The 20617-nt window shown below is 64.5% G+C and carries 18 protein-coding genes; 9 read left to right on the forward strand and 9 right to left on the reverse strand.

Features of this window, described 5'->3' with window-relative positions:
* Window positions 1–28: 28 nt before the first annotated feature.
* Entirely contained in the window at window positions 29–1948 is a 1920-nt protein-coding gene (gene parE / locus E4T66_RS10705) for a DNA topoisomerase IV subunit B (protein ID WP_136849006.1), read from the reverse strand.
* Between the two features lie 157 nt (window positions 1949–2105).
* Here parE and E4T66_RS10710 point away from each other — a divergent pair, with 157 nt between their 5' ends.
* The 3 genes from E4T66_RS10710 (at window position 2106) to dxs (ending at window position 5230) form a co-directional block, all read left to right on the forward strand.
* Window positions 2106–2363 (forward strand): exodeoxyribonuclease VII small subunit, encoded by a 258-nt coding sequence (locus E4T66_RS10710; protein ID WP_136849007.1) that lies wholly within the window; start codon window positions 2106–2108, stop codon window positions 2361–2363.
* Complete coding sequence (locus tag E4T66_RS10715; RefSeq protein ID WP_136849008.1) at window positions 2360–3253, forward strand: polyprenyl synthetase family protein; 894 nt, start codon at window positions 2360–2362, stop codon at window positions 3251–3253. Before E4T66_RS10710 ends, E4T66_RS10715 begins: the two co-directional genes overlap by 4 nt.
* 99 nt (window positions 3254–3352) lie before the next feature.
* On the forward strand, window positions 3353–5230 hold the full coding sequence (gene dxs, locus E4T66_RS10720) for a 1-deoxy-D-xylulose-5-phosphate synthase (RefSeq protein WP_136849009.1): 1878 nt from the start codon (window positions 3353–3355) through the stop codon (window positions 5228–5230).
* Between the two features lie 32 nt (window positions 5231–5262).
* Here the strand turns inward: dxs and E4T66_RS10725 are convergent, their stop codons facing one another.
* The 4 genes from E4T66_RS10725 to cysG form a co-directional block, all read right to left on the reverse strand.
* The gene (locus tag E4T66_RS10725; RefSeq protein WP_136849010.1) at window positions 5263–6438 is read right to left on the reverse strand and encodes an ABC transporter permease; all 1176 of its coding nucleotides are present in this window, start codon (window positions 6436–6438) and stop codon (window positions 5263–5265) included.
* The gene (locus E4T66_RS10730) at window positions 6435–7169 is read right to left on the reverse strand and encodes an ABC transporter ATP-binding protein (protein WP_136849011.1); all 735 of its coding nucleotides are present in this window, start codon (window positions 7167–7169) and stop codon (window positions 6435–6437) included. The genes E4T66_RS10725 and E4T66_RS10730 overlap by 4 nt, the downstream gene beginning before the upstream one ends.
* A complete protein-coding gene (locus E4T66_RS10735) occupies window positions 7166–8653 on the reverse strand; it encodes an alpha/beta hydrolase (RefSeq protein ID WP_136849012.1) in 1488 nt (495 codons plus the stop codon). Before E4T66_RS10735 ends, E4T66_RS10730 begins: the two co-directional genes overlap by 4 nt.
* 226 nt (window positions 8654–8879) lie before the next feature.
* Window positions 8880–10283, reverse strand: coding sequence for a siroheme synthase CysG (gene cysG, locus E4T66_RS10740; protein WP_136849013.1), 1404 nt, complete (start codon window positions 10281–10283; stop codon window positions 8880–8882).
* Between the two features lie 126 nt (window positions 10284–10409).
* On the opposite strand from cysG, the gene cysB reads away from it, so the two are divergent.
* The 4 genes from cysB (at window position 10410) to E4T66_RS10760 (ending at window position 15260) form a co-directional block, all read left to right on the forward strand.
* A complete protein-coding gene (cysB, locus tag E4T66_RS10745) occupies window positions 10410–11396 on the forward strand; it encodes an HTH-type transcriptional regulator CysB (RefSeq protein ID WP_136849014.1) in 987 nt (328 codons plus the stop codon).
* A 133-nt stretch (window positions 11397–11529) separates the two neighbouring features.
* Window positions 11530–13221, forward strand: coding sequence for a nitrite/sulfite reductase (locus tag E4T66_RS10750; RefSeq protein WP_136849015.1), 1692 nt, complete (start codon window positions 11530–11532; stop codon window positions 13219–13221).
* Entirely contained in the window at window positions 13218–13721 is a 504-nt protein-coding gene (locus E4T66_RS10755) for a DUF934 domain-containing protein (protein WP_136849016.1), read from the forward strand. The genes E4T66_RS10750 and E4T66_RS10755 overlap by 4 nt, the downstream gene beginning before the upstream one ends.
* Before the next feature lie 111 nt (window positions 13722–13832).
* Window positions 13833–15260: a M20 family metallopeptidase gene (locus tag E4T66_RS10760; RefSeq protein ID WP_136849017.1), complete on the forward strand. Its 1428-nt coding sequence runs from the start codon at window positions 13833–13835 to the stop codon at window positions 15258–15260.
* Window positions 15261–15288: 28 nt separating this feature from the next.
* Here the strand turns inward: E4T66_RS10760 and E4T66_RS10765 are convergent, their stop codons facing one another.
* Window positions 15289–16536 (reverse strand): alpha/beta fold hydrolase, encoded by a 1248-nt coding sequence (locus E4T66_RS10765; RefSeq protein ID WP_136849018.1) that lies wholly within the window; start codon window positions 16534–16536, stop codon window positions 15289–15291.
* Between the two features lie 133 nt (window positions 16537–16669).
* Here E4T66_RS10765 and E4T66_RS10770 point away from each other — a divergent pair, with 133 nt between their 5' ends.
* Window positions 16670–17497 carry a DODA-type extradiol aromatic ring-opening family dioxygenase gene (locus E4T66_RS10770; protein WP_136849019.1) on the forward strand — a complete coding sequence of 276 codons (828 nt, stop codon included), beginning with the start codon at window positions 16670–16672 and terminating at the stop codon, window positions 17495–17497.
* A 7-nt stretch (window positions 17498–17504) separates the two neighbouring features.
* Here E4T66_RS10770 and E4T66_RS10775 read toward each other — a convergent pair whose 3' ends face one another.
* The 3 genes from E4T66_RS10775 to E4T66_RS10785 form a co-directional block, all read right to left on the reverse strand.
* Window positions 17505–17936 carry a hypothetical protein gene (locus E4T66_RS10775; RefSeq protein WP_136849020.1) on the reverse strand — a complete coding sequence of 144 codons (432 nt, stop codon included), beginning with the start codon at window positions 17934–17936 and terminating at the stop codon, window positions 17505–17507.
* Window positions 17937–17988: 52 nt separating this feature from the next.
* Complete coding sequence (locus E4T66_RS10780) at window positions 17989–18450, reverse strand: DUF2834 domain-containing protein (RefSeq protein WP_136849021.1); 462 nt, start codon at window positions 18448–18450, stop codon at window positions 17989–17991.
* A 191-nt stretch (window positions 18451–18641) separates the two neighbouring features.
* Window positions 18642–19151, reverse strand: a complete 510-nt coding sequence (locus tag E4T66_RS10785) for a hypothetical protein (RefSeq protein ID WP_136849022.1) — start codon at window positions 19149–19151, stop codon at window positions 18642–18644.
* Between the two features lie 163 nt (window positions 19152–19314).
* On the opposite strand from E4T66_RS10785, the gene E4T66_RS10790 reads away from it, so the two are divergent.
* Window positions 19315–20580, forward strand: coding sequence for an EAL domain-containing protein (locus E4T66_RS10790; RefSeq protein WP_136849023.1), 1266 nt, complete (start codon window positions 19315–19317; stop codon window positions 20578–20580).
* Window positions 20581–20617: the final 37 nt, after the last annotated feature.

A 20617-nucleotide genomic window follows, 5' to 3' on the forward strand; every position in this document is an offset into this window, starting at 1 on the left:
CGGATCTCGTGATTGGGTTCAGTGCGGATCAGACTTCGGCGCGATTGCCTTCGCGCTCCAGCCAAACCTTGCGATCAGCGGCGTTTTTCTTGCCCATCAGCATGTCCATCAGGGCATCGGACTCACTGGCCTCACCGTCCGCCGTGGATTCATCCAGCGACAGCCGCACCAGCCTGCGCGTATCCGGCGCCATCGTGGTTTCGCGCAGCTGCAGCGGGTTCATCTCACCCAGACCTTTGAAGCGCGTGACGCTGATCTTGGCGCGGTTGTTCTCGGCAGCGAGGCGATCGAGCACGCCGTTGCGTTCAGCCTCATCCAGCGCGTAGAACACCTGCTTGCCGGCGTCGATGCGGAACAACGGCGGCATCGCGATGCAGATATTGCCGGCCTCGACCAATGGCCGGTAGTGCTTCAGGAACAGCGCGCACAACAGGGTCGCGATGTGCAGGCCATCCGAGTCGGCGTCAGCCAGCACGCAGATCTTGCCGTAGCGCAGACCGGAGATATCCGGACTGCCGGGATCGACCCCGATCGCCACCGAAATGTCGTGAATTTCCTGCGAGCGCAGCGCTTCGTTGGCATCGACTTCCCAGGTGTTGAGAATCTTGCCGCGCAGCGGCATCACCGCCTGAAACTCTCGATCGCGCGCCTGCTTGGCCGAACCGCCGGCGGAATCGCCTTCGACCAGGAACAGTTCGGTCCGCCCAGGATCGGACGACACACAATCCGCCAGCTTTCCGGGCAGGGCCGGACCGCTGGTGATCTTCTTGCGCACGACCGTACGCGCCTGTTTCATGCGCGCGCTGGCGTTGGCGATCACCAGCTGCGCCACCTGCTCACCCTGATCAGGGTGCTGGTTCAGCCACAGACTGAAGGCGTCGTGGACCACCCCGGACACGAACGCGGCGGTCTCGCGCGACGACAGACGCTCCTTGGTCTGCCCGGCAAACTGTGGATCGTGCATCTTCACCGACAGGACATAGGCACAGCCGCCCCAGACGTCTTCCGGCGTCAGCTTCATGCCCCGCGGCAGCAGATTGCGGAACTCGCAGAATTCCCGAATCGCCTCGGTCAGGCCGGTCCGCAGGCCGTTGACATGGGTGCCGCCCTGCGCGGTCGGAATCAGATTGACGTAGGACTCCGCCACCGGCTCGGTCTTGCCGCCATCCTGATTGAGCCACACCAGCGCCCACTCCGCCTCCTCGCGCTTGCCTTTGAAGTTGCCAATGAAGGGTTCGGCCGGCAAGGTCTCCGCACCGTTCAGCGCGTCGCGCAGATAATCCGGCAGACCGTTTTCGTATTGCCAGACCGTCTCTTCCTTGTTGATGCGGTCATCGAGCGTGACCTTCAGATTCGGGCACAACACCGCCTTCGCCCGCAGAATCTGTTTCAGACGCGGAATCGAAAATTTTGGTGAATCGAAATACTTCGGGTCCGGCCAGAAGCGCACGATCGTTCCCGTGCGGTTCCGGCCCACCGTCCCGACGACTTCCAGCGGTACGCTGCGCTCGCCGCCCGCGAATTCGATGCGGTGCTCCTGACCGCCGCGCAGAACCCGCACTTCGAGCTTCATCGACAGCGCGTTGACCACCGACACACCAACGCCGTGCAGACCACCGGAGTACTGGTACATCTTGTTGGAGAACTTCGCACCCGAATGCAGCTTGGTCAGGATCAGCTCGACACCGCTGACCTTGTGCTCGGGATGGATATCCACCGGCATGCCACGACCGTCGTCGGACACTTCCAGCGAGCCGTCCTCATGAACCGTGACACTCAGCTGCTTGCAGTAGCCCGCCAGAGCCTCATCGACAGCGTTGTCGATGACTTCCTGGGCCAGATGATTCGGTCGGGTGGTGTCGGTGTACATCCCGGGGCGCTTGCGCACCGGGTCGAGGCCCTGCAGAACTTCAATGGCCTCTGCGCTGTAATTCGTCGTGTTTGCCATGGGAAACCGGATAGAAAAGCGCCGCGACACTAGCCGATGCGCCGCAGGCGGGCAACCGGGCTAAACTGGCGCCCGGCATCGAGGGGCATGTTATTACCGATTGCCCTTCTCAACAATATTCGATATTTATTCACTGAATATCGACGCTGGAGCGATGATGGCCAAGAAGCAGGACGCCCCGGCGGCCGGCGCCGATGCAGCAGGCGCCGACCCGGTCGGACAGTTCGAAGAGGCAATGAAGGAACTCGAAACCATCGTGCAGACCTTGGAGCGCGGCGACCTGCGCCTGGACGAGTCGCTCAAGCTGTTCGAGCGCGGCGTCGACCTGACGCGCCAGTGCCGCGGTTCACTGGATCACGCTGAACTCAAGGTGCGCAATCTGCTCGAACCCGACAGCGAAGCCGACGCCACGTGAGCACCCCGTTTTCTGACCGCGCGCCCGCTTATCGGGACCGCCTGGGCGCGGTCGTCGAACGCTGCCTGCCAGCAGACGATCACTATCCCGCACGCCTGCATGCGGCGATGCGCTATTCCGTCGATGGCGGCAAGCGTCTGCGCGCACTGCTGGTCTACGCGGCCGGCGAAGTGCTCGGACTTCCGCCCGAAGCACTCGATGCGCCGGCCGCGGCCGTCGAATTGATCCACGCCTATTCGCTGGTCCACGACGATCTGCCGGCGATGGACGACGACGATCTGCGTCGAGGCCGCGCCACCACGCATATCGCCTACGACGAGGCCACCGCGATCCTGGTCGGCGATGCGCTGCAGGCGCTGGCATTCGAAGTGCTGGCCGCCGATTCGGCCACGGCCGCCGCGCCGACGCAGCGCCTGCGCATGGTGGCACTGCTGGCCGAGGCGGCCGGCTCGCGCGGCATGGTCGGTGGTCAGGCCGTCGACCTGGAATCGGAAGGTCTCGATCTGAACCTGGCCGAACTCGAAGCGCTGCACATCCACAAGACCGGCGCGCTGATCCGCGCCTGCCTGCGCATGGCCTGCGCCGCTGCCAGCGCGGCGAGCCCGGACCAGATCGATGCGCTCGATCGCTACGGCAAGTGCATCGGCCTGGCCTTCCAGATCCAGGACGACATCCTCGATATCGAGAGCAATGCGGCCACGCTGGGGAAATCGATCGGCAAGGACGAGGCGCAGGGCAAATCGACCTACCCTTCAGTGATGGGCCTGCCCGCGGCACGCGAACGGGCCGAATCGCTGTTCAGTCAGGCCCGTGCCGCACTGGAGGTGTTTGGCGCCGCCGCAGCGCCGCTGCTGTTCCTGGCCGACCTGATCCAGGGACGCGACCACTGATCCGCGGGATTTTGCGCACTGCAACATTTGACGGATAATCCGGACCACCGACAATAGCGACCCAACACTCTTTTGGTGCGCGCTGCACTGGAATCGTTCATGACCGATATTCCTGGCTATGCCCTCCTGGGGCGGGTACAGACCCCGCCGGATCTGCGCCGCCTGCCGGCCGCGGAACTGCCGGCGCTGGCCACCGAAATGCGGCGCTTTCTGATCGAGACGCTGGGACGCATCGGCGGCCATTTCGCCGCCAATCTGGGCACGGTCGAACTCTCGATCGCCCTGCATCGCTGCCTCAACACGCCGCACGACCGCGTGGTCTGGGACGTCGGCCATCAGGCCTACCCGCACAAGATGCTGACCGATCGACGTGAACGTCTGGAGACGATCCGCCGTCTCGGCGGCCTCGCGCCGTTCTGCCTGCGCAGTGAAAGCGAATACGACACCTTCGGCGTCGGCCATTCGTCGACCTCGATCTCCGCAGCGGCCGGCATGGCCGCCGCGGCACGCCTGAAGAACGAGAAGCGCCATGTCTGCGCCGTCATCGGCGACGGTGGGATGACCGCCGGCATGGCGTTCGAGGCGTTGAATCACGCTGGGCATCTCAAGCTCGACATGTTGGTGATCTACAACGACAACGACATGTCGATCTCGGAGAACGTCGGCGCGCTGCGCAATCACTCCGCGCGGCTGGTCAAGAAACTCGGCATCTCCGCGCCGCACCGTGCGGCACCGGACGACGGCGAACACAACCCCGCGCACATGGACAATCCGGGCGCACTGTTCGAGACCTTCGGCTTCGGCTATCACGGCCCGATCGATGGTCACGATCTGCAGGCGCTGTCCGAAGCGCTGAACCGCCTGAAGGATCTGCCCGGACCGCAGCTACTGCACATCATCACGGTCAAGGGCAAAGGCTTCGACCCCGCCGAAGGCGACCCGATCAAGTACCACGGCGTCACCCAGTTCGATCCGGTCACCGGTGCATTTCCGTCAAAGAAGGCCGCGACGCTGCCCAGCTACACCCAGGTCTTCGGTGACTGGCTGTGTCAGGCCGCCGAGGCGGACCCCAGCGTTGTGGCCATCACGCCCGCCATGCGCGAAGGCTCGGGTCTGGTCGAGTTCGCACGTCGTTTTCCGGAGCGCTATTTCGACGTCGGCATCGCCGAGCAGCATGCAGTGACGCTGGCCGCCGGTCTGGCCTGCGAAGGACTCAAGCCGGTCTGCGCGATCTACTCCACCTTCCTGCAGCGTGGCTATGACCAGCTGATCCACGACGTCGCCATCCAGAATCTGCCGGTGGTATTCGCCCTCGATCGCGGCGGTCTGGTGGGTGCCGACGGCGCGACGCATCACGGCTCATTTGATCTGTCCTATCTGCGCTGCATCCCGAACATGGTGGTGATGGCGCCTTCGGACGAAAACGAGTGCCGGCGCATGCTCAGCACCGGTCTGAGCCTGAATCAGCCCAGCGCGGTGCGCTACCCGCGCGGCACCGGCAGCGGCGTGACCTGTGATGCCGAGCCGAAACTGCTGACCGTCGGCAAGGGCCGCATCGTGCGTGAAGCCCACGGCCGTCGGCGTCCGCGTGTCGCAATCCTGGCTTTCGGCGCGATGGTTCAGCCGGCGCTGGAAGCTGCGGAGATTCTCGACGCCGTCGTCGCCGACATGCGTTTCGTCAAACCGCTGGACACCGAGCTGATTCTCGAACTCGCCAACGAAAACGATCTGCTGGTGACCTTGGAAGACAACGCCCGCATGGGCGGCGCCGGCTCCGGCGTCAACGAGGTACTGCTGGCGCAACATCACACCGTGCCGGTGCTGAATCTGGGTCTTCCTGACCAGTTCATCGAACACGGTACGCGCGAAGAGCTGCTGGCCCAATGCGGGCTTGATACCGCAGGGATCCAGCGCTCGATTCAGAAGCGCCTGCGCTCGCGCGATCTGGACCGGCCGAGTGCGGCGCAGAACGCCTGAAGCGTGACCTCAGGCGATCACCCAACTCCGCGCTAGCCGCTGATGGCCAGACGCTCGCTCTGGTACAGACGCACGGCGAGTGCGGCAAACAGCATCGAGACCAGTACGGTCGACACACTGCAGCCGACAATGGCCGCGCCCGACACGCTCTGCCCGCGCAGCAGCTCGCCGATCAGCGCGCTTTGACCGAACAGCGGCGTCATCACCATCCACAGCGCAGGCTTCATCGGGTTGACCACCAGCACCAGGCTGGGAACGGCAGGCAACAGCACCAGAAACTGCAGATAGGTCTGCGCCTCACGGAATGACTTGGCCATCGCCGCGACCACCGTCTGCGTTGATGCCGCCAGCAGCGCGATCGGCAGGACCACGATCACGATCATCAGCGCCGTGCGCAATGGCAGCGCCAGCGCAAAGCCGGTCAGCTCGACCGGAATCTGGCCCAGACTGACGACGAACGCGGCGACGCAGATCATCAGCGAGGCACCGGCATACGCGCTGGTCGCCAGCATCTTGCCAAGCATGATCTGCGCACGCGACACCGGCGTGATCAGCAGCGGTTCCAGCGACTGACGCTCGCGCTCCCCGGAGGTGGTGTCGATCGCCAGATACATGCCGCCGACGAAGGCCGACAGAATGAGAAAGTACGGCAGCATCGCCATCAGCATGCCGGTGCGGCTCTGTGCCGTTGCCAGATCCCGATCGACAACCGCCAGTGGTTCGACCACCTCCGGAGCAATGCCGCGCACCTGCAGTCGCAGCGCCGCGATCTGGCGCCCGTAGGTCTCCAGCAGCGCACGTGTACGCCGGACCGTTGTTGCCGCGTGGGTGCGACTGCCGTCGTAGATCAGATCCAGCGGCGCGGTGTGCCCCTGGCTCCAGTGCTCGGCGTAGGACGGCGGAATCCGCAGCACGACATCCTCATGCTGTTCGCGCACGGCCGCTTCAGGGTCCTCCGGAGCTGACTGCACCTCCACGCCCTGCTGCACCAGCCACGCGACCAGATTCGGCGCGCGTTCGGCGCCAATTACCGGCAGCTTGAGCACCTGCTCTGCCTGATCGCGCTGCTGCCCCATGATGAACACCATCATCACCGCAAACAGCACCGGCCCCACCAGCGGTCCGTACAACAGGGCCGAAGCCAGAGTGCGCCGATCGCGCGCGTTCTCACGCACTTCCTTGATGAAAACCGTCAGCCAGGCGCTCATGCCATCAAACCCTCGCCGCTGCCGATGACTTCGACAAACGCATCCTCCAGCGAACTGGCGCCGGTCTGCTCCAGCAGCGCGGCCGACGTGCCGCTGGCCACGACGCGGCCGTGCGCAATCACGACGATGTGATCACACAGCGCCGCGACCTCCTGCATGATGTGACTGGACAGCACCACACAGCGACCCTCGTCGCGCAACTGCAGCAGGTAGCGCCGCAGACTGCGGGTGGACATGACATCCAGGCCATTGGTGGGCTCGTCGAGCACGATGTTGCGCGGATCGTGCACCAGCGCCCGCGCAATCGCAGTCTTGACCCGTTGCCCCTGGGAGAAACCATCGGCGCGGCGATGTTCAATGTCCTGCATCTCCAGACGCCGGATCAACTCGTCGACGCGGCGTTGCAGCGTACTTTCGTCGAGCCCTTGCAGACGTCCGAAATATTCGATGTTCTCGCGTGCGGTGAAGCGCTTGTACAGGCCGCGGGCGTCCGGCAGCACGCCGAGCCGGCGACGCGCTTCGAGCGGATTTTCCAGCACGTCGATGTCATCGACGCGAATGCTGCCGGCGTCAGGCCGCAGCAGGGTGTAGAGCATGCGCAAAGTGGTGGTCTTGCCGGCGCCGTTGGGCCCGAGCAGACCGGTGATCTGGCCGTCCGCCGCGATGAAACTCACGCCGTCCACTGCCTGCAACGTGCCAAAGGCGCGACGCACATTGGACACTTCGATCATGGGCCGAATCCGTTGTAGTCGAGAAACGCCGGCGTCGGTCCCATGACGTCGACGCACCCGGCGTCGAGCGACGCGGCATCCAGCGTGTCGATGAAAGTTTTGACCAGCTTGGGCATGCAGCCACGCGTCATCACGATATGCGCCTGCCCCGGCGCCACCAGATGCCGCGCGTGACTGAGGGTGCGCAGCACCTGCTCCGCATACCGCGGCGGCGTCACCGGATCGAATTCACCGGACAGCAGCAGCACCGGCGCATCCGAGACCAGCGGCTCGGCGAAATCCGCCGGCACCTCCCCCCGCGGCCACACCGAACACTGCGCCAGCGCGCCGTCGACCAGTGCCGTACCCAGCAAGGTATCCGCATCCTCGGGTCGCGCCTGCAGGCGCGGCGCATCTTCGCTGCACAGCACCGACAGCTCCATACCGTGTGCCAGCTGACCGCCGAGTCCCTGGCTGAGCTGATCGAGCTGCGCCAGCAGCGGCGCCTCACGACTGGCAAGCGACTCGCTGATCAGCATCGGCAACAAGGCGGCCGACTCCGGCTGATAGGCATACAGGCGGATCAGCAGCGCCAGTCCGTCCCGGCTCAGGCGGCCTGATCGGAGCGAGAAATCGAGCACGTCGGCATAGAGCTGCGCGTCGCGCGCGCCGTCCAGCCGGCGCTGCGCGGCATGCAGCTGTGTGTTCAGATCGCCATGGCGCTGCGCGCAGGCGGCGTCGGCGGCGCAGCGCGCGAAGATTTTCTGCAGCGCGTCCTCGAAGTTCCACGCATGCTCGCCGGGCATGGCCAGCGTCGGCGGCACCACGCCGTCCAGCACCACACTGCGGATCGCGTCCGGATGCCGCCGCAGGTATTCCTGGGCGACGCGGGTGCCATACGAGCCCCCGATCAGATTGAAGCGCGGCGAACCCAGCGCGGCACGGACGCGCTCGAGATCACCGATGTAATCCGAGGTCGTATAGAAGCGCAGGTCCGCGCCCTGCTCCAGCTTCTTGCGGCAGGCTTCGGCGAGTGCGCGCCACTGCGCGGCGTCGGCCGGCACGGCGTCGATATCGTCCGGCTCATCGCAGGCCAGACGGTGCGAGCCGCCGGTTCCGCGCTGATCCACCAGCAGCACATCACGTTCCCGGTTGAGCCGACGCAAGGCGGCCTGCATGTTCAGATAGGCATCGATGGCCGATTGCCCGGGTCCTCCGGCGAGCAGCACCACCGGATCGTCATGCAGACCCGGAACCTGCGCGTCGATCCGTGCGATCCGCAGCGCAATCCTGCGGCCATCCGGCGCCGCAGGGTCTTCCGGCACGGATAGCGACGCGCATTGGGCCTGTGCGCGTGGAACGCCGCCATGGTCCAGCAGATCGCAATCTTCAAAGATCAACCCGGCTGACGGTTCGGTCGGCACCGCCGACGCGACGCCACCTGCGCAGAACGCAAGCAGCCCCATCACAGCGATACGCGCCAACGCGCCAGAGCGCGACTTCAAGAGTGCACCCCGCGATGATCCAGACGTCCGATCAGTTCGCGCATCGCCACACCAACGCCAACCCGCGGGAGCCGCCTCTGCGCGTCGTTCAGTTGTGACGCTCCGTGACGAAACGACGGTTCGATCAATCGTGCCGCCAACGCCAGAGGCCCTGTCGGCGCAGCTATCAGAACGTGTGTCATGCAGTAGCTCCCGAATGTGTCTGTCGCGCCGGCCGGACAGTGTCTCAATCGATCGTCGATAGATCACCGCGCCACGCCAGCTTCTCGCGCAGGCGAACGACCTCGCCGACGATCAGCAGGCTGGCCTGGGTGAGCCCGGCGGCGGCGATCTGCCCCGGAAGGTCGGAAAGCGTCCCGACGATGACGCGCTGCTCCGGCGACGTGCCACGTTCGATCATCGCCGCCGGCCAGTCGTCCGGCAGACCGTACTGGATCAGCCGCGCGCACAACGTCGGCAGGCTGTTCAACCCCATGTAGACCACCACCGTCTGCCCGGGTCGGGCCAGCTGATCCCAGTTCAGCCTCAGCTCGCCGTCGGCACGCGCATGTCCGGTGACGAACACCACCGACTGCGCGTAGTCGCGATGCGTCAGCGGAATGCCCGAGTAGGTCGAACAGCCGCTGGCCGCGGTGATGCCGGGCACGACCTGGAACGGGATGCCCTCGGCCATCAGGGTTTCGATTTCCTCGCCGCCGCGACCGAAGATGAACGGGTCGCCGCCCTTCAGGCGCAGCACCTTCAACCCGCTGCGCGCCAGCCGGACCAGCTCGGCGTTGATCTCGTCCTGCGGCACCGCGTGATTGCTGCGTGCCTTGCCGACGAACAGGCGCTGCGCGTCGCGCCGCACCAGCTCCATGATCTGCGGCGACACCAGACGGTCGTGCAGCACGACATCGCACTGCTGCATCAGGCGCAGCGCCTTGAACGTCAGCAGGTCGGGATCGCCCGGTCCGGCGCCGACCAGATAGACCTCGCCGGCGACCGCCTGATCCTGCATCAGGCGCTGCAGCAGCGCTTCGGCACCGACCTCGTCACCGCTGAGCACCTGCTCGACCGCGGGGCTGTCGAGCAGGCGTTCCCACACGCCACGTCGAGCGGGTGTCCCCACGGTTTGCGCTACACGTTCGCGCCAGCGCTGCATGAAGCCGGCAAGCCGGCCATAGCCGGACGGCAGCATCGCCTCAATCCGCTCGCGCAGCCGCCGCGCCAGCACCGGCGCCGCACCGCCCGTCGAGATTGCGATCAACAGCGGCGCACGATCGACGATCGACGGTGTGATGAAACTGCTCGAGGCGATGTCGTCGACGGCATTCACAGGCACCCCGGCGGCGTCCGCCGCCTGCGCGACCCGGCGATTCAGTTCGCGATCGTCGGTCGCGGCAACCACCAGACGACATCCGGTCACCATCGCCGGATCGAAAACAGGCCCCAAATGCGCGGCGTCGCCCGCAGCCACCGCAGCGTCCACTTCGGCATTGAGACGAACCGCGACAATCTGCACCTGCGCCTGCGCGCGACACAGCAAGCGCAGCTTGCGTGCGGCGACTTCGCCGCCGCCGACCAGCAGCACGCGCTGCCCGGTCAGGCGCAGAAAAGCGGGGTAATAGGGCCAGATGGACGTTTGCATGGCGCGAAGCGTAACCGATCATTTGAACCAAGCCAGCCGCGCACTCGATCCCGCACACGGCTTGTGGTCACCCAGTCCCTGCCAAATAATGCGGCACCCCCATACCGTACCGGCGCGTTTCCCCGCATGAAGATCCGCCAGCTGCGCTACATCTACGAAGTTGCCCGCCGCGGACTCAACGTCACCGCTGCCGCCGAAGCGCTGTTCACCTCACAGCCCGGCGTCAGCAAGCAGATCCGCCTGCTCGAGGAGGAGCTCGGCGTCGATATCTTCGTGCGCAACGGCAAGCACCTGACCGAGGTCACACCGGCGGGCCAGCGCATACTCGAATACACGCGCCGACTGCTGGACGAAGAGCAGAACATCCAGCGCATCGCCGAGGAATTCCACGACACCGACCGCGGCGACCTGTCGATTGCGACCACGCACACGCAGGCGCGCTATGCGTTGCCGATGGTGATCCAGGCGTTCCGCAAGCGCTATCCGAAGGTCAGCCTGCATCTGCACCAGGGGTCACCGCCGCAGATCGCCAAGTTCGCCGCCGAGGGCCAGGCCGATTTCGCGATCGCCACCGAGGCGATGCATCACTTCGACACGCTGGTGATGCTGCCGTGCTACCGCTGGAACCGCTGCGTGCTGGTCAAGCCCGAGCATCCGTTGGCCAAGGTGCCGCGGCTCAGTCTTGCCGATATCGCCAAATACCCGATTGTCACCTACACGTTTGGTTTCACCGGGCGTTCCAAACTGGATCAGGCCTTTGCCGCGCATGGCCTGCGCCCGGACGTGGTGCTGACCGCAGTCGATGCCGACGTCATCAAGACCTATGTCCGGCTCGGACTGGGCATCGGCATCGTCGCCGACATGGCCTACGACGAACGCAGTGACAAGGATCTGGTGCGCCTGCCGGTGGACCACCTGTTTGACGCCAGCATCACCCACATCGGCTTTCGTCGCGGGCTGTTCCTGCGCGGTTACATGGTGGATTTCCTGCAACAGTTCGCGCCGCATCTGAGTCGCGAACTGATCGACGAAATCGCTGCCATTGCCGACCCCGAGCAGCGCCGCCAGCGCACACGCGAGTTGATCCCAGAGGTTCCCAGCTCGATTGCCTGAGTTGCTGCGGGCGCGGCGTAATAACCGTTCGTTCTGAGCATAGGTCGCCCAGGCGCTGTGGCGCCGTCGCCCCGACTGTTAACCTGCGCGCCCGTTGAGACCGCCGGACCCCGGCAAGCGCCTGACTGCACTCATGTATCAGTACGACGAATACGACCAGAAGCTGGTCGACCAGCGTGTCGAACAGTTCCGCGACCAGACCCGGCGCTTTCTCGCCGGCGAGCTGCCGGAGGAGGAGTTCCGCATGTTGCGCCTGCGCAACGGCCTCTACATCCAGCGCTTTGCGCCGATGCTGCGCGTCGCGATCCCGTATGGCCTGCTTTCGAGTCGGCAGCTGCGCATGCTCGCGCATATCGCGCGCACCTATGACAAAGGCTACGGCCACATCACCACGCGCCAGAACATCCAGTACAACTGGCCCAAGCTCGAGCAGGTTCCGGATATCCTGGCCGACATGGCCAGCGTGCAGATGCACGCAATCCAGACCTCCGGCAACTGCATCCGCAACATCACCTCGGATCATTTGGCCGGCGTCGCCCGTGACGAGCTGGTCGACCCCAGGCCGTATTGCGAGCTGACCCGGCAGTGGTCGACCTTTCACCCGGAATTCAACTGGCTGCCACGCAAATTCAAGTTCGCGTTCTCGTCATCGACCAACGATCGCGCCGCAACCCGGGTCCACGACGTCGGCGTGCACATCGTGCGCAATGCCGACGGCGAGCTCGGCTACAGCATCTATGTCGGCGGCGGCCTCGGCCGCATGCCGATGATCGGCCATCTGATCCGCGAGTTCCTGCCCGAGGCACAGCTGCTGTCCTACCTCGAAGCCATCCTGCGCGTGTACAACCGCCTGGGCCGTCGCGACAACATTCATCGCGCGCGCATCAAGGTTCTGGTCAAGGCCACCGGACCGGCAAAGTTTGCCGAGCTGGTCGAGCAGGAGTGGGCGCAGATACTCGCCAGCCCACAAGCCGCCGAACTGGAATTCACGCCAGATGATCTGGCGCGGATGAAAGCGCACTTCGCGGCCCATCCCCATCGCACTGACGCGGTCAACGATGCCGGCTTCGACAAGGCACAACAGAACGACAGCGCGTTTGCCGCCTTCGTCCGCCGTAACGTGCGCGAGCACCGCGTCGATGGCTACAAGGCCGTGTTCGTCTCACTGAAGGCGCCCGGCATTGCACCGGGCGACATCACCGCCGAGCAGATGGAGTTGGTTGCCGACCTGGCCGAACGCTACAGCTTCGGCGAGCTGCGTGCGACCCACGATCAGAACCTGGTGCTGGCCGATGTCGCGCAAGGCGACCTTTACGATCTGTGGCAGGCATTGCGCGGCGCCGGGCTGGCGACACCCAACATCGGCTTGCTGACCGACATGATCTGCTGCCCGGGCCTGGACTTCTGCAGTCTGGCCAACGCCGGCTCGATCGGCGTGGCGCAGGACATCAACGACCGCTTCGATTCGCTCGACCATCTCTACGATGTCGGCGAAATCAAGCTGAAGATGTCCGGCTGCATGAACGGCTGTGGCCATCACACCGTCGGCCACATTGGCATTCTCGGCGTCGATAAAAAGGGCGAGGAGTGGTATCAGGTCACGCTGGGCGGCAGCGCCGAGAACGACGTCAGCCTGGGTGACCGCACCGGCCCGTCATTCAGCCGCGATCAGATCGCCGATGCCGTGCAGACCATCGTCGAGGTCTATCTGAGCGAGCGCAGCGACGAGGAGGAAACCTTCCTGCAGTGCTATCGCCGTGTCGGCATGGCCCCATTCAAGGCCCGCCTGTATGTGGAAGCAGAAGAAGAGGAGCTCGCCGCATGAGGACCCTGATCCGCAACGGCCGCATCGAAACCGACGACTACGTCTGGCTGAGCGACGATGCAGAGCTGCCAGCCAACGGCAAATTCATCGTCTCGCTGACGCGCTGGCAGCAGCAGCGTGAATCGCTGGCAATGGATGCGCTGTGTGTCGGGGTCAATGTGCCGAACACGGTCGACATCAGCACCGTGATCGACGATCTGCGCGGGCAGCCCTTGATCGCACTGAGCTTCCCAAGCTTCGCCGACGGCCGCGCCTACAGTCAGGCGCGCCTGCTGCGCGACCGCCATCAGTACACCGGCGAAATCCGCGCCACCGGCAACGCCGTGGTACTGGACCAGCTCGCCATGCTGCAGTGCTGCGGCTTCACCAGCTTTGCGCTGCGCGACGACCAGAACCCGCTGCACTGCCTGGACGCCCTGCGCCCGATCGATCTGGCCTACCAGCCGGTCGACACCCACGCGTCATTGGTTTCGACGCTGCGCCGCGCGGCCGCAGCCTGAGGTTGCCTCGCGCACCCGGCACACATGGCCTTCTGAGGCGCATCCCGGATTGGAGTGATGCGCCGTTGCGCCTAGACTGCTGACCTTCCCTGTCAGAATTTACGGGACGCCATGGACAGCAAGCATCTGCAGCGCTACGTCGAAAAAATCTGGGACGACGAAATCGTCAACCAGCTGATCGAGTACATCCGCATTCCCAACAAGTCGCCGATGTTCGACGCGCAATGGGCCGAGCACGGCTACATGGATCAGGCTGTCGAGCTGATGCAGCGCTGGGTGCAGACCAAGCTGCCGGGGCTGCCGGGTGCGAACCTCGAAGTCGTGCGCCTGCCAGGCCGCACGCCTCTGATCTTCATCGACGTGCCTGCCGCCAACGGGGGCAGCGACGAAGACTGTGTGCTGCTGTACGGCCATCTCGACAAGCAGCCGGAAATGACCGGCTGGTCCGAAGGACTGGGCCCGTGGACCCCGGTGCTGAAAGGAGACCGCCTCTATGGACGCGGCGGCGCCGATGACGGCTATGCGATCTTCGGTTCGCTGGCCGCGCTGCTGGCCTTGCAGGAACAGAAGGTCGCCCGCTCGCGCTGCGTGGTGATGATCGAGGCCTGTGAAGAGTCCGGCAGCACCGACCTGCCCTACTACGTCGACCATCTGGCCGCGCGCATCGGCAAGCCGTCATTGGTGATCTGTCTGGATTCGGGCTGCGGCAACTACGATCAGCTGTGGCTGACCACCAGCCTGCGCGGCCTCGCCGGCGGCAATCTGCGCGTCGATGTGCTGACCGAGGGCGTGCATTCGGGCGATGCCTCCGGCATCGTGCCGTCAAGCTTTCGCGTGCTGCGCCAATTGCTGTCACGTCTCGAGGATGAAGTCACCGGCCGCATCAAGCCCGACGCGTTCTACGTCGAGATTCCGGCAGAGCGCATGGAGCAGGCGCGCAGCGCGGGTGAGACCCTCGACCGCGAAGTGCACAGCAAATTTCCCTGGGTCGAAGGCATGCGCCCGGTGACCGAGGAGCGGACCGAGCTGGTGCTCAACCGCACCTGGCGACCGCAGCTTGCGGTTACTGGCGTTGACGGCTTGCCGCCGCTGGACGCCGCCGGCAACGTGCTGCGCCCGCATACTGCGGTGAAGCTGAGCCTGCGCCTGCCGCCAACGCTGGATGCCGAACGCGCCAGCGCAGCGCTGAAACAGCTGCTGGAAGCGGAGCCGCCGCATGGCGCGAAGGTGCGCTTTGAACTGGAAAAATCGGCTGGGGGCTGGAATGCACCGCCGCTGTCACCGTGGCTGGAGCAGGCGGTGGCTGACGCCTCGCAGACCTATTTCGGCCGACCGCCGACCTATATGGGAGAAGGCGGATCCATCCCTTTCATGGGCATGCTCGGGGAGAAATTCCCGCAGGCACAGTTCCTGATCACCGGCGTGCTCGGACCGCAATCGAATGCGCACGGTCCGAATGAATTCCTGCACATTCCGATGGCCAAACGCGTGACCATGGTGGTCGCCGACGTGGTCGCACAGCATGCGGTCCGGCGCTAAGTCAGAGCCGGACGCAAGTTGCCCGGAGTCAGAGCGTCGGATCATCGCGTTCGCGGCGCTGCTGAATCTGCCGCTGCGTCTCTTCGGCACCACTGCGCCGCTTCGGATTGCGCGCACGCGTCAGTTCTGAACGCGATGCCAGCCACTGCACGCAGGGCTCCCACACTTCGTGCTGGGCCTTGCTGCCGAGGATCACACCCATGTGCCCGCCGGGCGCGATGCGAAACTCCTTGTCTGCGCTGGTGACAACATCAAGGCTGCCGCGCGCAATCTCAGGCGGGACCAGATGATCGGTGGTGCCGGCGTAGACCAGCAGATTGGCTTTGATCTTGCGCAGATCAGCGGTCCGATCGCGGATCTGAATGCAGCCACTGGCAAGCTGATTGTCGACCGCCATGCGCACCACCAGATCCTGAATCACGCCACCGGGGTACAGCAGCATGTTGTTCAGGTAGTCGGCTGTGGTCGAATGGCTTTCGACGAACTCGCGGTCCCACAGTCGCGTCAGCAGATCCCAGTAAGTTGAGATGCTGCCGACCGGGTCGGTCAGCTTGAAGCCCAGTGTGGTCAGCCAGGCTGGCGCGTGCAGCCGCGCAGGATCCAGATGATGCAGGCGCCAACTGGTGAACTTGCGGATGAGACGCGCAGGCGTGTTCAGCACACTGGCGGCACGCGCAACGATGCCGCCACCGCGCAGGTCGATCGGGCTGGCCACGGTGATCAGATTGCGCACGCCGGCGTCACCGTGCAGACCCAGGTGGATCAGACACAGCAACCCGCCCATGCACCACCCCATCAGCGAGACTGTCTTCGAGCCACTGTGCGCACGCACTTCGGCCAGTGCGGTGCTCATCATCTCAGACGCATAGTCGGCCATGCTCAGATGCGCGTGGCGCTTCTGCGGCTTGCCCCAGTCGATCAGGTAGGTGTGATACCCACGCGCCGCCATGTAGCGCACCAGACTGCGGTCCGGCATCAGATCAAAGCTCTCGGTCGTCACCCCGAGCGGCGGCACCAGCACCAGCGGCACCGCCTTGCGCTGACGGATGATCGGCACCCGCTCACCACCGGCGGCCACCATGCTGCTGCCCTCCGGCACCGGGTAGTAGCGCAGCGACATGGGGTCGCCCTCATAGATGCACTCGTACGGCGTCTGACCCGAACGCACCAGCGATTCGCGCAGAAAAACCCAGTCGAATGCGTTGTCCAGCGCTGCCAGCACCCGTTCGTTCGCCGCCAGCCCGGCATCCAGCGCCCGTTGCCGCAGACTCGTCATGCGCCCACCCCTCGTCCGTTTGCCATGATGGCTTGACCTCCAGTGTCCCCGGACGCAAGTCTACTGTTCCCGACGACGTGGCGGCGCTTCGCGCGCATGCCGACTGCGCCGCCACTCATGCCGCAAGAGCCCCATGCCGAACGAAACCAGTCCTGCGGTCGACCGTATTGCGGTATCAGCGATGTACATCACCCACGGAGGCGGGCCGCTACCGCTGCTCGGCGATCCCGGGCACCGTCAGCTGACCGAATTCCTGAGCCAGGTCACAAGCGGCATCGTGCGCCCTTCGGCGATCGTGGTCGTCAGTGCGCATTGGGAAGCCCCGATCGCCAGCATCACGGCGGCCGCCGAACCGTCGCTGATCTACGACTACGGCGGCTTTCCGGAGGAGGCCTATCACATCCGCTACCCCGCCCCCGGCGCGCCGGCGCTGGCGCAGGACATCCGCGACCTGCTGCGCAGTGCCCACATCGACGCGCGGCTGGATATCGAGCGCGGCTTCGATCACGGCATGTTCGTGCCGCTGAAGCTGATGTACCCGGACGCGTCGATTCCCTGCGTGCAGCTGTCGCTGCTGCGCAGCCTCGACCCGGCACAGCATCTGGCGCTGGGCGCCGCACTGGCGCCGCTGCGCGAGCGGAACGTCCTGCTGCTCGGCTCCGGCTCGAGTTTTCACAACATGCGGGCGTTCTTCCAGCCGCCGAGCACGTCGACGCAGGCACAGAACTTCGCTTTTGAAGACTGGCTGCGCGAAACCTGCTGCAGCCCCGCGCTCGACGAGGCGCAGCGCCGCGATCGGCTGGTGCACTGGGACGCCGCACCCGGCGCACGCTTCAGTCATCCCCGCGAAGAGCACCTGCTGCCGCTGCACGTCTGCGCCGGCAGTGCGGCGCGTCCAGCCTTTCGCAGCGTGCGCATGGATATGCTGAATACGCGGACCAGCGCCTATCTGTGGACGTAGCCCTGCGTCACAGCCCGACCACCGTACAGGCCGACTTCGTCTGCGCGGCCTGCTCGAAGTAGTCCGCCAGACCGTCAAGCAGCGCGATGACCTGCGGCGCCTGCAGGCCGATTTCACCGTCGATCAAAGGCAGATGCGCGACCCCGAGCGCGCGCACCGCCGTCAGCACCTCGCCGGCCTCGATCCGCCGCGCCGCCGCGCGCCAAGCGTCACAGCAGCGCTTCACCGCCTCGCCAGCGAGGGTCACAGTCGAGTGGACGTCTTCGTAGTCGCTGGCTTCACGCAACGGACGATCGATCAGCGCAAACGCGCTCGCCTGCACATAGCGTGAATCATCTTTCCAGTACTGCTGCGCAAAGGCGCCCGCCTGCAACTCGACGTACTCGACGCCCTGCAGCATCGAGCGCCCCGCGTGCAACCGAAAGTCGTAGCCGATCATGTCCTTCCCGCCGTTACCCCGAAGGGACGCTGCCGCCAGATGCCGGACCGGATCACGCCGAAACGGAACGCCGCTCGTTCCAGCGATGCTGTCGCTGCTGCGCAGCCAGAAACAAGGCCATGGCAAACGCGAAGCTGGTGAGCAGGCTCATCGGAAAATACCACCAGCTCGCGCGCATTCCACAGCGCCGCCCTTCCGAGATCGTCCACAACGGCAGCAGAATCACATTGGCGAAAATCAGATCCTGCCCACCTGACGCAGAGGCCGGATTGGCAAACAGCAGCTGGGTCCAGTGAACCCAGCCCACCTCGTTGCCGTAGGTACTCATGTACTGGAGGTTGAAATACCAGCCGATCACCAAGGCGGCGACTGCCACCAGGTAGTAACCGCTCTCAAGTAACGAGGCACCGCCATTCCAGTCGCTCAGGTACAGCTGTCGGTTGAAGTAAACGAACGCGGCGATCGTCAGCACGCCGAGCAGCATGTGAATCACATCGGATGTCGATAGCGACATGGTTGCTCCCCCTGATCATTTCTTGAATGCGGTTTCTTATCGCATCGCCATAGGGTCACGACACCCTCCGAACTGATGAGTCGGCGACGGCGGGCAACAAAAAACCGGCGATTGCTGTTGGGCAATCGCCGGCTGATTCGCCACATCAGATCCGCCGCGCAAACACTTGCGGCCTACCGCGCAACTGCGGTTCAGTTGTTCCCTTTCGAATCGACAGCTTCACGGCGACGCTCGATGCGCTCATCCTGGCGCTCGCGCATTTGCTCCTTCATGGCTTCGCAGGCGTCCGGATTGTTCTTGCACGCCTCCTGCCGATCCTCACGACGCTGCATGCGCTCGTCCTTCATCTGCTGACACTTTTCAGGATTTTCGGCGCAGGCATCGCGGCGCGCATCACGACGCTCGGCTCGCACATCGCAGGTCGTCGGATTCTTCGCGCAATAGGCTGCACGCTCGGCCTTCATGCGCTCGCACTTGTTTGGGTGGTTTTTGCACCACTGTTCCGATTTCGGCTCCGGAGGAACTCCCTCCGCCTGTGCCGGAAGCGCGGCCATCATCATGGCACCCAGTGCTGCAGCGGCAACGATTTGACTCATCGATCGCATCTCAACCTCCTTGTCTGGATCTTGCAGGAATCTGTAGAGCAGCATCCTTTCATCTCTGCCTGAACCGCAGATGAGCCGTCGCCGAATCAACGTCACAACCGCAACCCGCCTGCAGTGTTCGGGGAATATACCCCGCCGGCAATTGCCGGCGGCAGGTGCAGCGACGGACAAACGGCAGGTCGAGCCGGCATGGGCGGTTCAAGTTCAATCGGAACATCTCCGATAAAACCCGCACCAGTCCCTCTTCCACGACGGTTCCATGTCGGTCTCAAATCTCGGCGAAATTCTGGATAGCCTCGGAACCTGGCATCCCTACCCGCATGCGATGCTGCTGTACGTGGATATCCGCCACATGCGCAGCGTCAACCGTCTGGCCATTGCCGGTGGCGGCGACGAAGCCATTTCCCAGGTTCAGGAAGTCCTGCGGGCCTGGGCTGGCAGCGCGGGCATCGCCAACCGCATCTGGAGCAACGAGTTCGTCGCAGCCAAGGCCATCGACCATAGCCAGACCGCGATCGAAGAAGCACAAATTCTGCGCAACCAGCTGACCGACATTCACTATCGTTCGGTCATCGGCGATAACCCCCTGGCGGTATCGATCGGCCTGATCGTGGTCGGCGATCACGCGCACTGGGCCGAAGTCGTCGCGAATGCGGCCGAGGCCTGCGAAACGGCAAAGCGCCGCGGCCTCAACCAGATTGCCACGTACACTCCGCACCACGGCGAAGCGCAGATGTCTGACGTCAACGCTGCCAACGTGGTGAATTTCCGTCGGCTGATGGTGGACGGCCGGCTTGATCTGCATCCGCAGCCGATCATGGATATCTCCGGAGCCCATCCGCGACTGGCCAAGGCTGAGTTCCTGCTACGCATGGAACAGGACGGCCGCTATCTGCCGCTGCCAGCCGGAACAATCGAAACGCTGGAGTATTTCGGCCTGTCGCCGGAACTGGATGCATTCACCTCGACCACCGTGATGGCCTGGATGGCCAAGCATCCGGATGCTGTAGCGCAACTGGATGGCGTCTCAATGAACCTGTCCGCCAAATCCCTGGTTGACGGCCGCTTCATGCATCGTCTGTTCAATGAGGTGGAGGCCATGCGGCTGCCACCCGGCAAGCTCGGCTTTGAAATCACGGAGACCGCGGCGATCGAGCACCTGGAACTCGCCGCCGACATCATCGAAGAGTTCCGCAGCATTGGCTGCAACTTCAGCCTCGACGATTTCGGTTCCGGCCTGTGCTCGTTCGGCTACCTGCACTCGCTGGGCGTCAACGAAGTCAAAATTGACGGCCGCTTCGTACGCGACATCGCGCAAAACCCGGTGTCGCAGGAAATTGTCCGTGCCATTCACCAGGTGGCGCAGGCTACCGGCAAGAAAACCGTGGCCGAATTCGTCGACGAACCGCGAAAGCTGCAGGTGCTGCAGGGCATGGGCATCGACTATGCCCAGGGCTGGCTGTTCTATCCGGCGATTCCGACCGCACAGTTTCTGGAGCTTCTCAGCGCAGAAACAACGCGCTGACACCCGTCGCTAGCGTTCGCCCCAGCGCCAATCCGGG

It is taken from the genome of Sinimarinibacterium arenosum (assembly GCF_005047655.1).
Lineage (GTDB): Bacteria > Pseudomonadota > Gammaproteobacteria > Nevskiales > Nevskiaceae > Solimonas.

Bases quoted from the DNA above. Each gene is read 5' to 3' on its own strand.
- E4T66_RS10780 (WP_136849021.1), bottom strand. From the start codon at position 18,450: ATGTCGCTATCGACATCCGATGTGATTCACATGCTGCTCGGCGTGCTG.
- dxs (WP_136849009.1), top strand. From the start codon at position 3,353: ATGACCGATATTCCTGGCTATGCCCTCCTGGGGCGGGTACAGACCCCG.
- E4T66_RS10710 (WP_136849007.1), top strand. From the start codon at position 2,106: ATGGCCAAGAAGCAGGACGCCCCGGCGGCCGGCGCCGATGCAGCAGGC.
- E4T66_RS10790 (WP_136849023.1), top strand. From the start codon at position 19,315: ATGTCGGTCTCAAATCTCGGCGAAATTCTGGATAGCCTCGGAACCTGG.
- E4T66_RS10775 (WP_136849020.1), bottom strand. From the start codon at position 17,936: ATGATCGGCTACGACTTTCGGTTGCACGCGGGGCGCTCGATGCTGCAG.
- E4T66_RS10730 (WP_136849011.1), bottom strand. From the start codon at position 7,169: ATGATCGAAGTGTCCAATGTGCGTCGCGCCTTTGGCACGTTGCAGGCA.
- E4T66_RS10755 (WP_136849016.1), top strand. From the start codon at position 13,218: ATGAGGACCCTGATCCGCAACGGCCGCATCGAAACCGACGACTACGTC.
- E4T66_RS10765 (WP_136849018.1), bottom strand. From the start codon at position 16,536: ATGACGAGTCTGCGGCAACGGGCGCTGGATGCCGGGCTGGCGGCGAAC.
- E4T66_RS10725 (WP_136849010.1), bottom strand. From the start codon at position 6,438: ATGAGCGCCTGGCTGACGGTTTTCATCAAGGAAGTGCGTGAGAACGCG.
- cysB (WP_136849014.1), top strand. From the start codon at position 10,410: ATGAAGATCCGCCAGCTGCGCTACATCTACGAAGTTGCCCGCCGCGGA.
- E4T66_RS10770 (WP_136849019.1), top strand. From the start codon at position 16,670: ATGCCGAACGAAACCAGTCCTGCGGTCGACCGTATTGCGGTATCAGCG.
- E4T66_RS10760 (WP_136849017.1), top strand. From the start codon at position 13,833: ATGGACAGCAAGCATCTGCAGCGCTACGTCGAAAAAATCTGGGACGAC.
- cysG (WP_136849013.1), bottom strand. From the start codon at position 10,283: ATGCAAACGTCCATCTGGCCCTATTACCCCGCTTTTCTGCGCCTGACC.
- E4T66_RS10750 (WP_136849015.1), top strand. From the start codon at position 11,530: ATGTATCAGTACGACGAATACGACCAGAAGCTGGTCGACCAGCGTGTC.
- parE (WP_136849006.1), bottom strand. From the start codon at position 1,948: ATGGCAAACACGACGAATTACAGCGCAGAGGCCATTGAAGTTCTGCAG.